The organism is Noviherbaspirillum phoenicis (assembly GCF_047237965.1).
Lineage (GTDB): Bacteria > Pseudomonadota > Gammaproteobacteria > Burkholderiales > Burkholderiaceae_D > Noviherbaspirillum_A.
This window is the reverse complement of record NZ_JBDFLX010000003.1, coordinates 1-13,786: the sequence shown is the minus strand read 5'-3', so window position 1 is coordinate 13,786 and position 13,786 is coordinate 1. Positions and strand designations below refer to the sequence as shown.

General features: G+C 54.9%; 13 protein-coding genes. 8 read left to right on the top strand and 5 right to left on the bottom strand.

Going from position 1 to position 13,786, the window contains the following annotated elements:
- The first annotated feature begins 30 nt into the window (after positions 1-30).
- From ABC383_RS22470 to ABC383_RS22440, 7 genes are all read left to right on the top strand, one after another.
- Positions 31-1,179: an acyl-CoA dehydrogenase family protein gene (locus tag ABC383_RS22470; protein WP_413017431.1), complete on the top strand. Its 1,149-nt coding sequence runs from the start codon at positions 31-33 to the stop codon at positions 1,177-1,179.
- A complete protein-coding gene (locus tag ABC383_RS22465; protein WP_413017429.1) occupies positions 1,176-2,219 on the top strand; it encodes an acyl-CoA dehydrogenase family protein in 1,044 nt (347 codons plus the stop codon). The genes ABC383_RS22470 and ABC383_RS22465 overlap by 4 nt, the downstream gene beginning before the upstream one ends.
- 60 nt (positions 2,220-2,279) lie before the next feature.
- Positions 2,280-3,236 (top strand): Bug family tripartite tricarboxylate transporter substrate binding protein, encoded by a 957-nt coding sequence (locus ABC383_RS22460; RefSeq protein WP_413017427.1) that lies wholly within the window; start codon positions 2,280-2,282, stop codon positions 3,234-3,236.
- Between the two features lie 2 nt (positions 3,237-3,238).
- Positions 3,239-4,087, top strand: coding sequence for an SDR family oxidoreductase (locus ABC383_RS22455; RefSeq protein WP_413017425.1), 849 nt, complete (start codon positions 3,239-3,241; stop codon positions 4,085-4,087).
- Positions 4,084-5,343 carry a CaiB/BaiF CoA transferase family protein gene (locus ABC383_RS22450; RefSeq protein WP_413017423.1) on the top strand — a complete coding sequence of 420 codons (1,260 nt, stop codon included), beginning with the start codon at positions 4,084-4,086 and terminating at the stop codon, positions 5,341-5,343. The genes ABC383_RS22455 and ABC383_RS22450 overlap by 4 nt, the downstream gene beginning before the upstream one ends.
- Before the next feature lie 18 nt (positions 5,344-5,361).
- Positions 5,362-6,558, top strand: a complete 1,197-nt coding sequence (locus ABC383_RS22445) for a multidrug effflux MFS transporter (protein ID WP_413017421.1) — start codon at positions 5,362-5,364, stop codon at positions 6,556-6,558.
- 190 nt (positions 6,559-6,748) lie between these two features.
- Complete coding sequence (locus ABC383_RS22440) at positions 6,749-7,774, top strand: IS110 family RNA-guided transposase (RefSeq protein ID WP_413017420.1); 1,026 nt, start codon at positions 6,749-6,751, stop codon at positions 7,772-7,774.
- Positions 7,775-8,125: 351 nt separating this feature from the next.
- Here the strand turns inward: ABC383_RS22440 and ABC383_RS22435 are convergent, their stop codons facing one another.
- Complete coding sequence (locus tag ABC383_RS22435) at positions 8,126-8,356, bottom strand: hypothetical protein (protein WP_413017418.1); 231 nt, start codon at positions 8,354-8,356, stop codon at positions 8,126-8,128.
- A gap of 171 nt (positions 8,357-8,527) precedes the next feature.
- Between ABC383_RS22435 and ABC383_RS22430 the strand changes: the two genes are divergently transcribed.
- Positions 8,528-10,249: an IS630 family transposase gene (locus ABC383_RS22430; protein WP_413017416.1), complete on the top strand. Its 1,722-nt coding sequence runs from the start codon at positions 8,528-8,530 to the stop codon at positions 10,247-10,249.
- Positions 10,250-10,574: 325 nt separating this feature from the next.
- On the opposite strand, the gene ABC383_RS22425 is transcribed toward ABC383_RS22430, so the two are convergent.
- The 4 genes from ABC383_RS22425 to ABC383_RS22410 form a co-directional block, all read right to left on the bottom strand.
- A complete protein-coding gene (locus tag ABC383_RS22425; protein WP_413017414.1) occupies positions 10,575-11,024 on the bottom strand; it encodes a hypothetical protein in 450 nt (149 codons plus the stop codon).
- Positions 11,025-11,287: 263 nt separating this feature from the next.
- On the bottom strand, positions 11,288-12,253 hold the full coding sequence (locus ABC383_RS22420; protein WP_413017412.1) for a Bug family tripartite tricarboxylate transporter substrate binding protein: 966 nt from the start codon (positions 12,251-12,253) through the stop codon (positions 11,288-11,290).
- A gap of 414 nt (positions 12,254-12,667) precedes the next feature.
- Positions 12,668-12,895, bottom strand: coding sequence for a hypothetical protein (locus tag ABC383_RS22415; protein WP_413017410.1), 228 nt, complete (start codon positions 12,893-12,895; stop codon positions 12,668-12,670).
- Positions 12,896-13,306: 411 nt separating this feature from the next.
- On the bottom strand, positions 13,307-13,786 hold a 480-nt coding region (locus ABC383_RS22410; protein ID WP_413017409.1), incomplete at its 5' end, for a tyrosine-type recombinase/integrase.

Genomic DNA, 13,786 nt, shown 5'->3' with positions numbered 1-13,786 from the left:
GTTTATTAAAAACCAAGGACAGGAGACGGGATGCAGGATTTCAAATTCGGACCGGTGCAGATGCCCTCTGGCGTAGACCTTCTGCGCCAGGAAATCAGGGCATTCATCGCTGACGAAGTAGCGGCTGGTACCTTCACACCCAAGCGCAATTCATGGTCATCGTTCGACGCCGATTTCAGTCGCAAATGCGGTGAGCGCGGGTTCATCGGCATGACCTGGCCGAAGCAATACGGCGGAGGCGAAAAAACTGCGCTCGAACGCTATGTGATGACGGAAGAAATGCTGGCGGGTGGGGCGCCGGTGGGGGCGCATTGGGTGGCGGACCGTCAGAGTGGCCACCAGATTCTGCGCTATGGCAGCGAGCGTGCCAAGCAGACCATCCTGCCCAAGATCACTACGGGCTTATGCTTCTTCGGCATCGGAATGAGCGAACCGGACTCCGGATCTGATCTGGCGGCGGTACGCACTCGTGCTGTCAAGGCTGATGGCGGATGGCGCATTCACGGCACCAAGGTCTGGACCAGCAGCGCACACCGCGCTAACTACCTGATTGCCCTGGTGCGTACGTCAGCCAAGGAAGAGAACCGGCATGCGGGCCTGACTCAGTTCATCATCGACATGGCCGAACCTGGGGTCACGGTGCGGCCGATCTATAACCTCTACGGTGGCCACGACTTCAATGAAGTAGTGTTTGACGATTACTTTGTACCGGATGACATGGTAGTAGGCGAAGTCGACGGCGGTTGGAAAATGGTGACCGGGGAACTGGCCTTTGAGCGTTCTGGCCCGGACCGCTTCCTGAGCACCTACCAGCTGCTGGCCGAATCGATCAGAGTGCTAGGTAGCGAGCCGGATGACCGCGCCGCCAACGAGATTGGCCGTTTTGTCGCGCATCTCGCTATCTTGCGAAGAATGTCGACCTCGGTGGCCGGCATGCTGCATCGCGGACAGCAGCCGTTGGTCGAGGCGGCGCTGGTCAAGGATATCGGCACGACATTCGAGCGCGAGATCCCGGAAGTATTCCGGCACCTGATTCCGACCGAACCAACCATGGGCAGTGGCGACAGCTATGCAGAATTGCTGGGCATGACGATATTGCGCGCACCCGGCTTCACGATCCGGGGCGGCACGAGGGAAATTTTGCGAGGCATGATTGCGAAGGGGCTGGGACTGCGATGAACGAGATGACCGATGACCTGTTGCACACAGTCGACCGACTGTTTGATAGCGCATGCACAAGAGAGGCCCGTGAAAGCTCGGAAGCCGGCATCTGGCCAGCGGCCATGTGGCAGGGGTTGGAAGATACCGGCCTGACCAAAGCCGCTCTGCCTGAATCAGCAGGCGGGCCCGGGGTGACATTCGAGGATGCGATGGCCGCACTCAAGCGCAGTGCTTACCATGCAGCACCCGTGCCCCTGGCAGAAACCATGCTGGCGGGTCGCTTACTATGTGCCGCAGGGATCGATGTGCCGGAAGGCGCGCTGACCGTGGCATCCGAAACCGGCAACGCCACGCTGGCGCTAGATAAAGTTGGCCTTCTGTCTGGTACGACGCAGCGAGTACCTTGGGGCGAGCACTGCCGCGCCGTCGTTGTCGTGGCCAATTGCGCCGGAGTGGAGACAGTCTGTCTGGTGTCAACCGAAGGGGCCAGCCGTAAAACCGAAAAAAACCTCGGTGGCGACCCGCGCGTCCAACTGGTATTTGAAGGCGTGCCAGTGCTGGCCGCCGCCCCTCTACCCGATGCCCACAATAGACTCTTGGTTGAAGGCGCGTTGTACCGCGGCATACAGATGGCAGGTGCGCTTGAACGTATTCTGGGCTATTCACTGCAGTATGCAGGCGAGCGGGTGCAATTCGGCCGCCCGATCGGCAAGTTTCAAGCGGTGCAGCACATGCTGGCGCTTCTGGCCGGCCACGCTGCCGCATCAAGCGCCGCGGCGGATGCGGCTGTGGAGGCTAGCGTCGACCAGCCCAACGAATTCGCCTCTGCGGTAGCCAAAGCGCGCATTGGTGAAGCCGCCGGCAAGGGCGCAGAAATCGCGCACCAGATTCATGCGGCAATGGGCTACACCCGCGAACACAATCTGCATTTCTCCACCCGACGGCTGTGGGCCTGGCGCGACGAATTCGGTAACGAAACCTTCTGGCAAATGCGCCTCGGCCGGATGGTAGCCAAGCAGGGGGCGGATGCTTTATGGCCAATGCTGACGACACTTTAAGCCAGGCAGTGCTATATCTCGAGGTGCCAACATAAACTATAAATAAATGATGGAGACGAAATGAAACTAGCAAAAATTGCATTGCTTGGACTAATGGTACTGGCTCCCCTAACCTATGCACAGACCAAGAATTTCCCCACCAAGACGGTAACTATTATTGTCCCTTTCACGGCAGGCAGCGGCTCCGATACTTCTGCGCGGTTCTTCGGCGAGCAGCTCGCAAAAATCCTTAATCAAAGCTTCATTGTGGAAAACCGGCCCGGCGCCAGCGGCATCGTCGCGGTCACAGCGGTTAAAAACGCGCCTGCAGACGGCCACACCGTCCTTTTGGCCAGCAATTCGCCGATCGCAGTCAACCCCGTCACCATCAAGGATCTGCCGTACGATCCATTAAAGGACCTGAAGCCGATTTCGGGTGTCAGTCGAGGCATGAATGCGCTGGTCGTGGCACCAGGTTCGCCGATCAAGACCATCGCTGACCTGGTGGTCCAGGGAAAGGAAAAGAAGCTGTCGGTCGGGACCTATGCGGACGGATACCGGCTGGCTTTGGAATGGTTGTCAAGCCAGACCGGCGTTAAATTCATGAATGTGCCGTACAAGGGTGGTGCCCCGGTATTTACCGACGTAATGGGCGGCCACCTGGATGTGGGCATGGTCGACCTGGGTGGGGCCGCGACTACACTCAAGTCCGGCAAGTTACGCGCCCTCGCCGTATCGGGCGAGGCACGGCATCCCGACTTTCCCGACGTACCGACCGTCAAGGAAAGCGGCTATCCAGAATATGTGAATTACTCATGGACCTCCTTCTACGTGCGTTCGGAAACGCCCGACGATGTGACCAAGACTTTGGCCGACGCAATGCAGAAAGCGCTGCACTCGGACGCAGCCAAGAACTTTGTCAAGAAGACCGGCGGCGAATTGATGCCCTACACGGCAGAAGGGATGCGCGAATACCAGAACGTGGAAATCGCACGCTTCCGCGGCATCGCGGACTCCGCCGGCATCAAGGCGCAGTAATCATGTTTACCAACAACCTCCTCGCCGGCAAGCGCATATTGATCACCGGCGGCGGCACCGGCCTGGGTAAGAGTATAGGGCGACGTTATGCTGAGCTAGGTGCCAGCCTGGTCATATGTGGACGCCGGGGAGCGATGCTTGCACAGGCTGCCCAAGAGTTACGTGATGAACTAGGCACGCACGTCGAAACGCATGTCTGCGACGTTCGCGACGCCACAGCGGTGGAAGCAATGATGAGTACCATCTGGCTTGGTGGGCCACTGGACGTGCTAGTCAACAATGCCGCCGGCAACTTCCTGGCGCGCACCGAGAGGCTGTCGCCGCGCGCAGTGGATGCGGTGATCGATATCGTGCTCAAGGGTGGCGCCTACTGCACGATCGCAGCAGGCAGGCGGTGGATAGACGAAGGCCGTTCTGGGACGGTGCTGTACATACTGACGCAGTCAGCGCTGGTAGGGGCGCCGTTCACAACGCCATCTGCGATGGCTAAGGCCGGGCTGGTGGCCATGATCAAGAGTCTCGCTGTTGAATGGGGACCGAAAGGCATACGCCTGGTCGGCGTGGTGCCCGGCCCATTCCCGACAGAGGCGGCCTGGTCACAGTTGATGCCGCCGGAGCGGCACGGCACGCCGCCAGAGGCCGGCGTGGCGCTGCGCCGCCTCGGGAGGCACCATGAACTAGCTGACCTCTGCACCTTTCTGGTATCGGACAATGCAGGCTTCATTACCGGTGAAACGGTGCTCATCGACGGCGGCAAGATGCTGCAAGGCGCAGCCGGCACATCGGCGGCCACCATGCAGGGCTGGCCTGATTCAATCTGGGAATCTATTCGACAACGAGGTAAGGAATGACTAGCAAGGCAGAAATTGACCGTACGACCGCGGATGCGGAAGAGGTCAACAACGGGCCACTAACCGGCGTGCGCATACTGGATCTGACGTCAGTGGTGCTGGGACCGATCGCAACCCAGATATTGGGGGATTATGGCGCGGAAATCATCAAGATCGAGAACTTGGATGGCGACCTGATGCGTTCTAATGGGGTATCGCTGCATCCCGGCATGAGCTCGATCTTCCTGGCGGTGAACCGCAACAAGCGCTCACTTGCGATCAATCTGAAAACTGCTGAGGGCGTGGAAGTTGTAAAGCGGCTGATTCCAACGGTCGATATCTTCATACACAACATGCGGGTTGGTGCTATCGAGCGACTGGGACTGGGATATGAGGCAGTTTCTAAAATTAGCCCCGACTTGGTGTACTGTGCAGCACCGGGGTTTGGGCAGTCCGGGCCAGATCGGGACAAACCAGCTTTTGACGACATCATTCAGGCAGCCTGCGGCATCGCCAGCCTCAACAGCGTAGGTCGGGAACGACCGGATTATGCGCCTACATTGGTGGCCGACAAGACTGCCGGCATGGCTGTGGTGAATGCAGTGCTGGCTGCCCTCTTCCACAAAACGCGCACCGGCCGCGGCCAGTATGTTGAGGTGCCGATGTTTGAAACTATGGTGGCTTTCACACTGGCTGAGCATTTGGGCGGACTGACGTTCGATCCGGCGCCAGCCAGGGCCGGCTACGCGCGACTGCTGTCAGGCGGACGACGACCGGCGCCAACCGCCGATGGCTATATTGCGATACTTCCCTATACGGGCGACCATTGGGCAGCGTTTTTCAAGATCAGCGGGCGTCCTGATCTTGCGGAGAAGTTCAGTGTAGATGACCGGCAGGCGCGCAATAAGCTGATTACGGAGATGTACAGTGCGCTGACCGAGATCACGCGCAAGCGTACCACTGCCGAATGGGTGGAGATCTGCGCTGAGCTTGATATACCAGTGACGCCACTATATGGCATCGACGACCTCATCGATCATCCACATTTGAAGGCGGTCGAACTGTTCAGTAGTGCCGACCATCCGACTGAAGGCCCGATACGCTTTGTACAACCACCAACCCGCTTTTCCGCTACGCCGGCACGCGTGCGGTTCCATGCGCCGGTGTTAGGGCAGCACAGCGAGGAAGTGTTGAGGGAAGCCGGCTACAGCGAGCAAGAAATCGTCATGCTCCGCGAACGCCGGATTGTGGGCGGCGCAGTCCCTAGGCTCGAATGATGAGTGGTTGCTGAACCTATGGCTTTGTCATCAAATGCGGGCGCCCAGGCATTGCCTCCGCTATGGATAATAAGCCTGCTGCCAGGGCTCGGGTTATTCGCTTCAGCAGTACATTTTCCTTCTATCCCTGCCATGGCCGCCGATTTTGACGTAGGGTCCGGCGAAATTCAAGACACCATTACGGTGTATCTGGCCTCAATGGCACTGTTTTCACTGGTTGTTGGCCCAATGAGCGATCGACTCGGGCGGCGCCATGTAGGGCTCGCCATGCTGTTTGTCTTCCTGGTCGGCAGTATTGTCGCACTGATGGCGCACAGCGTGCCCATACTATTGGCAGGGCGAGTGCTGCAGGGCATTGGGGCTAGCGGCGGTCTGGTGCTTTCGAGATCGATGGTAAAGGATGCGCTAGTTGGGCCGGCTGCAGCGAAGGCGGCTGCGCAAGTTTCGATGGTAGTGGCAATGGCCCCGATGCTTGCGCCGATGTTCGGCGGCTATGTGCAACAGCATCTCGGGTGGCAAGCGAACTTCGTAGTTGTCGTTGGGATGGCGCTGGCGCTGTTCATCTTGGCTGCTCAAAGGCTAGTAGAAACGCTACCCGCTAACAAGCGCAATGCCAACGATTTTCTATCGATGGCGACCAGCTATGTCGGACTGCTGAGAATGCGCAAGTTCCAAGTGCATACCATCCCGGTAATGTGCGGAGCAATCGGGCTGTTCACTTTTCAGACTGGGGCGCCAGTGCTGTTGATAGGGAGCATGCAAGTGGCGCCAGAAGATTATGGATTGTTTGCAGCCATGCCGGCAGCAGGTTTCATGGTAGGTACCTTTTTAACTACGCGCATGGCATCGCGAGTAAGCGAGAAATCCCTCATTGAGGGTGGATGCCTGCTCTTCATTGCCGCCGGCACGCTCATTACCTTGCTGGCGTTGGGCTTTCCGCCTACGCCGTGGTCGGTTGCATTTCCGATGCTGCTGTTTGGAATCGGTAATGGCCTATTGATGCCGACCGCTACACTAGGCAGTATGAGCGCTGCGCCCTTGCTAGTGGGATCGGCTGCTGCGCTCGTGAGTTGCCTGCGCATAGGCGCTGGCTCGATGGGCAGTCTCGTCATTACCATGCTGCCATCCAACACTGCGCTCTCGCTTGGATGTGTAACGTGCTTTGCAGGATGCTCGGCATTCCTTTCCTGGGCTTGGCTAGGAAAGGGAAATTGACCAGGGTTATCAGTTGTGCTCTCCGGTGACCACTGAAGCATAATTTGTTCTGACTTGCGTTATTAATGGACTATAAACTCGGGAACTGCGGAGCAAGCAAAGCAATGGGATGGACTCCTCCTCCCCCTGAAGGCACGCAAGTGCCAAACTGGAGTTTCCACACTACCGGTTTGAAAAGAAGGAGTCCGTCATGAAGCTTATCCGCGTTGGAGTCGACTTGGCAAAAAATGTCTTTCAGATCCACGGTGTTGATCGTTATGAGAAGGCGATATGGCGATGCAAGCTCGGCCGGGGCGACTGGATCAAAGCGCTGACGGACCGAATCGAGCCTGGCTGCGAGATTGGCATGGAAGCGTGCAGTGGTGCGCATCACTGGGCTCGGTTGCTGCAGGCGCGAGGATATACCGTCAAGCCTGTTGCCCCTCAGTTCGTCAAACCCTATGTCAAGAGCAACAAGAACGACGCCAACGATGCCGAGGCGATCTGCGAAGCGATAAGCCGGCCGAACATGCGCTTTGTAGCGGTAAAAGCCGTCGAACAGCAAGATGTTCAGGCTGTGCATCGGGTCCGAGCCAGCCTGATTGATCAGCGCAAAGCCAAAGGCAACCAAATTCGAGGATTAACGTCGGAATACGGTCTCGTGGCACCGAAAGAATTGCTGCACTTAAGAGCGGCAATCCCACGATGGCTCGAGGATCAAGAGAACGGTTTGAGTGAGCGATTCCGTCGGCTTTTACGCGGACTATGGCAAGACCTGCTGGCATTAGATGAGCGTGTCCAGCAACTCGATCAGGAAATCGAGCAGATCGCTCGACAGGATCCGGTGGCTGTACGGTTGCTGCAACTGCGCGGAATTGGTGCGGTGACTACGACAGCATTATTAGCCACCGTCGGTGACGCCAGCCAGTTCGCCAGCGGAAGACAGATGGCTGCTTCGTTCGGGCTCGCGCCCAAACAAAATAGCTCGGGAGGAAAGGAGCGTTTGCTCGGCATTAGCAAGCGTGGTGACGCGTATCTGCGGAGTTTGCTCGTGCACGGGGCCAGAGCAGTCATTCGCACTGCTCAAGCTAAGACTGATCGATTGAGCACCTGGGTGATGCGAATCGCAACAACGCGTCACCCGAACATCGCCGCGGTGGCATTGGCCAACAAGACAGCACGCATCGCCTGGGCAATGATGACTAAAGACACTGATTACCAACCGGAATTGGCATAAGCTCAGCAGCAGAAGTACCATTACAGGAGTATCCGAACCACGATTGCATGACAAGCCGCATGATGGCCAACAGGTCGAACCGGCGCTGACAGAACCCGTAAAGGTCTGAGGCTACCAAGCCCGTCAAAGCGATAGGGAGTCAGCGCGCGAATAGCCCATCAGGATCTAGCATCTGAAACAGATGCAGCAGTGCGAGACCGGATATACGTGAGCAGTCGTACCCCATGGCCTGAATTCGGATTGTTTGCAAACGAGGAGGAGTCCATATACGGACCTAAACCTTACCAAGCCAGATAGTCAACGCTTAGTCTGCTCCACTCCCCGATCAACGCTGTCTAGCGTCTGATTTGTCTAATCGGCTTTGTTTCTTGCTTCGACAATGGCATGAGAGGCTTGCAACTTTGCGTATAGCTCTTGTGCTTCTGTGTCCGGTAGTACCGCCTCAAGCGTGACAGACTGGACATAACTATGTGCGGCCCAGGCTAAATCGGTGATTTCGCATTCTTTTCCGTCGGAAATATCGATAATCATTTCTAACAGAAGAAGGGAAATGTTCAAGCGACTGCATTCGTCTTTGGTCATAGTGCCCCCGATTCAAATGAGAAAATTTAACCATAAGTTAGTTAATTTATACCTTTTGGTAGATTTGTTGAAGTGATGAAATACAAAAACGCTCGCTAAATCATCAAATCGTCCTATCCTGCGAAAGGGGGTCGACGACAGTTTCTACCTTGCGATCATGTGGATTTCATCATGTACACAGACTTTGCTCAGTGGGCGCGAGTACGAGAGTTAATATTGTTGAAGGGCAAAACAAGAACCGCCGTTAGCGCTTCAGAACACATCGGTATCAGCACGATTCGGAAAATGCTTGCCTATGAAAAGCCGCCGGGCTTCAGATACAAAGAAGGTTTGCAAAATGGGCGTCCAAAAGTTCACAACGATATTGTAGAGAGGCAAATAGCAGACAATCACCGCCTACCGGAAGCTTCACGTCTTTCGACGACTGAGCTCTATCATCAGATGCAACGCGACGGTTACAAAGGCTCGTTAGGTTCAGTGTTCCACTACCGTAAAATTTATGAAGATGCGGATGAAGGGCACTTATGGCAGACAGTCCAGCACATCGTTCGCAGGTTGCCGGATGAGGAAGGTGCCAAATTTATTTCGTCACTTTTCCCGCGGGATACATTAACTGGAAGCAGCCAAGCAGCTGTTGAACGGCGCCGAAAAATCCACAACAAATCGACTGCTTTGGCGAAGCCTCTCATAAACCGCGAATATTGGTTGCGTGCAGAATGGGATCGATGGCTAGCCGACCTCGAAAAAACGGAAAGATACGATTCCAAAGTTTTTTCAGAAGCAGATACACAATATTTGCTTGATAAATTGTTTCCTGAAAGGAAGACCAATAAGAAGACTAATAGGAAGAAAGTATTGTTTCTGCTCGCCCAAGATCAAAACTGGCCTATTAATTGTCTCATCAAGTTCTTAGGTATTAGTCTTCGCACTGCGTGCAGTTACCTCAAGGCTAATAAGCTTGGCGGTGTAAAAGGCGTCTTTTTGTCTCAGCCTCGGCTTAAGAAAGAAAATGACTCCACGCTCAAGAAGACGATCTTTTCCCTGCTGCACGAACCACCGTCGCTTTCAGGGATCAACCGTACTTCCTGGCGCATGAACGACTTGGAAAAAGTCTTAAAAGCCAAAGGACTCTCTACTTCTTATGGCATATTGCGTAAAATAATAAAAGACTCAGGATTCAGGTGGAAATGCGCGCGCAAAGTGCTTACCAGCCACGATCCCAATTACAAGCTAAAGGTGGCGCATATCCAAGACATCCTTGGCCACTTGAAAGACAATGAACGCTTTTTCTCCATTGATGAGTACGGCCCGTTTTCCGTAAAAATGCAAATGGGACGCTCGTTGTCGCCGATTAAAGGGCAGCGTATTGTGCCTCAGTTTCAAAGGTCCAAAGGCAGGCTGATTTGTACAGCGGCGCTTGAGCTTTCTCGAAACCAGATTACGCATTTCTTCTCGCCTGTTAAGGATAGCGCGGAGATGATCAAGCTGGCAAATGCATTGATTGAGAAGTACCCAACAACAGATAAGCTATATTTATCCTGGGATGCGGCGAGTTGGCATAAATCGAACAGCTTGCTGAACTTTGTGGAAGAACACAACGCGGCCGCTCTATCCACGCATCTGCCTCTTATCGAAATTGTTCCGCTACCGGCTGCCGCACAATTTCTGAACATTATCGAATCAGTCTTTAGTGGCATGTCAAAGGCGATCATCCATAACAGCGACTACGCGACGAAGGAAGATGCTATGCATGCGATTGACCTTTACTTCGCAGAGAGGAACCAGCATTATCTTGCACATCCCAAAGCAGCCGGCAAGAAGCTCTGGGGATTGGAGCGCACCTCGACCCAATTTTCTCCAGAAAACAATTGCAAAGATCCGAGCTTTCGTTAGTTAGTTCACAATGGAAACGTGCTGAAGGTCTAGTCTTTCAAAACATTGTTTCCAGTTAATTCCTTTTAACCACCTTTTCCAGAATCCTCTATTTGTGGTCTTTTTAATATTTGAATAACAAATCTAATAGTTGTAACTTAAACGACTGGTTTTGGCCGCTTCCGGGCGGACTGGGTGGCCGTACCCGGCCCAAACCAGTCAGTTGGGATCCTCGAAAGCGGACATAGCCGTTTTGAATTTCAACGTTTGACATGAGCGGCGGCCCTTGGTCTGTCGTGCGACGTCTTCTCGATGGAAAGGTTAGGCCTTGCCTACGCAAGCATGATTACGCTTTTGCGAACCGAAATACATAGTTATCGCCGTTGAGTTCGGTAACTTCCCCAATAAGTTCAAGCTTAGCATCAAAGTCCTTCTTTACCTCGCTTGCGTCGCTACCGGACTGAACATGCTCTGTTTCCGGTGTGCTTACAACAACCAGCCTTACCTTCCTGCGCTTTGAAAAGGCTTCAGCGATGTTTCTTCGGAACTCAGCATTCCCCGGCCCTTTCCAACGGTCTAGAGAGTCTGCGTACTCCACAGTGCCTGGTGGACCTTTTCTATAGTGATGAGCCCACAGGCTCACGACTAGTGAGCCGTCTGGAGCCCAAGCCGATACGGACCATTGAACGTTGTTCAGCGTAGCACCGTACTTCGCAAATGCGTCTTTGATTCCAAGCCGTGGCATAGCGTTTTTCTCGTCGATGAATAAATGATACGGGTCCGGATATCCGGACACGGTCGTCCGATAGACGCCGTACGAGGCTGATATCAGTCAACCACCGCCCATCGTGCCATGAGGAAATTGTCAAAGCAACATTTAATTCACTGGATAGCTGAATGACCGCTCTTGGCCGAACCCGGTCGATCGGACAGCTGAAAACGCCGATCAAATCCAGTACTCGCTGCATAATCAAGGCTGAACTATGCATCTGCACGCGGCGTGCCATCGTCATGCCGCGTGCGCAGGTGGCCTCGGGCCTCGGGCTTCGGGCTTCGATGCTATTCCAGCTTGATACCGGCCTGCTTGACGACTTTTGCCCACCGGTCCAGATCATCCCTGATCAATATTGCCAGCGCTACCGGTGTACTGCTCTCCAAAACCGCGCCCTGGGCAGCCAGGCGCTGGCGCAGTTCCGCCGATTCCAGCGCCCTAGCTACATGGGTATTGAGGACCTGCACAATTTCCTTCGGGGTACCAGCAGGTGCCAACAAGGCAAACCAGTTGGCCGCGTCGAACCCCGGTACGCCGGCTTCGGTGATGGTTGGAATGTCTGGTGCAAATGTCAGCCGTTTCGGGCTGACCACGCCCAATGCCTTCAGTTGTCCTTTCCTCACCAAAGGAAGCGAAGAAGTCACGCTGTCAAACAGCATCGACACATTTCCTGCCAGCAGATCGGTCATGGCATTGCTACTGCCCTTGTAAGGCACATGGGTCAACTCGACGCCAGCAGCCAGCTTGAACAGTTCGAGTTCCATATGCGACAACGTGCCGTTGCCCTGCGACGCCACATTCATTTCACCAGGCTTGGATTTTGCCAGGGCAATTAGTTCCTTGACGGAATTGGCCGGGACGGTTGGATTGGCGACCAACATGTGCGGTACATGGCCAACCAGCGACACCGGGGCGAAGCTTTTCGCAGGATCGAAGGGAAGCTTCTTGTAAAGGTTCGCGGAGATGCAAATTGAGCCGGATGCAAGCAGCAAGGTATAGCCATCAGCTGGCGCGCTGGCAACCTGCTCTGCACCGATCGTACTGCCGGCGCCGGGGCGGTTCTCAATGACGACCGCCTGTCCCAGCGACTCGGAGAGTTTTTGGCCCAGGGCGCGGCCAAGAACATCCGTGGCGCCTGCAGGGGGGAAAGGGATGACGAGTTTAACCGGCTTGCTGGGATATTGCTGCGCAAAAACAGTCATGCTTGCTGCGCAGAGTGATATGGTAATGGCTAATCTGGTGAATCGCTTCATCAAGGTCTCCTACCGGGTCCACCGGTTCATTTTTCAAATAATTCTCATAGGTTAACCTAGCCGTGGATAGAGCAGGCGAAAAACGCATCTACACTCGCAGTCATTCCGACAAGTAGAGCATGACGGCGCGACTTGTCCCCTGCGCCCGACGCATTGCGCGTCTTACCTGCGAAACCTCGCTTATCGAAAGATGAGAGGTGAGCTTCCGCAGGGACTTTTAATGCCTAGCCAGCAAGGGCTGCCCTTGCGGCAGAAAGCAGCCCAGAGTTAATTCGGCTTCTTTCATCCCGTCCAACAACATCTATTTTTTGGTTGTTCGCCGATTTGAGGGAGACAAAAACCGTTACGGGAGGGACAGTTGTGTATGGGATGGGAACGCGGAAAATCGACCCAAAGCTGCCGTTGGCAGACAGACTAAATCACTCCCCACCACATCTGACGAGTTCCGAAGGCTGGCATGAGATCGTCCGCCACCGCCGAAACGGTGTCGAACGAGGCGTTTGCCTCAGCAGGCTTTTTGTCCTGCATTGCAGCATAGCCGGCGGTACTGCGAACCGATCGTTTGAAAGACTCGAACTCTCGAAAATCCCAACATGCGAACGACCAAGTCCCAGCAGGCAGCACATGCGTAATGACGTCCATGTCCCACCTATAGCAGAGACGCAGTCGTAGTCTATGAGCTAGGCAAGGTAAACCACTGTCGCTGGATGAAAGCCTGAGAAGTCCGACCAAGCCGATTTCAAGGCGAGTTCCGCGTCCGTGGTCGGTTACGTCCTCATAGCACGCGATTCCGTCGCCATGCTCAGCAAGGACGTCAGAGAATCGGCTGGTGCGCCAAAACTCTTCCATAGCGTCGAGCGCGATTGGCACAGTTAGGGCTGAAAGCTTGAGAGACCTAGAGCGGAGAAAAGCTCGGAACTTTTTTTCAACCTGGGAGGAATCTTTTAGACGCATTGGCTATTAGCAAAAAAGAGGCTACTCCGGCAGTCCACGACAGTCCGGTTTTGGCCGGGCAGCGCCCATTGTGGTGAAAAGACACCTGCCGGCCTATCGCTAGATTTCTGTCTGCTCGGCTATTTCGAGCGCATCATCAACCTCGATTCCAAGATAACCCACAGTGCTTTCAAGCTTGGTATGCCCGAGCAGCAACTGAACGGCTCTCAGGTTCTTCGTGCGCCGGTAGATCAGCGTTGCTTTCGTTCGCCACATGGTGTGGGTGCCATACGAAGCATCATCCAACCCGATGGAGCCCACCCAGGCGGCCACGATGCGTGCGTACTGTCGGGTGGACAAATGAGGCGACTTCGCGACCCTGCTGGGAAACAGACACTGATCTGCTGCGAGATGAGCCTTTTCGATCCAGCTAGCGACTGACTGTCGCGTTTGTTCAGTAATCTCGAACTGCACTGGACGATGTGTCTTGCGTTGCATGACCACTGCGCGCGGGAAGATGCTTTTACCCTGCGTGATGTCACAGACTCGCAGACTGACCAAATCGCAGCCGCGCAGCTTGCTATCGATGGCAAGATTAAA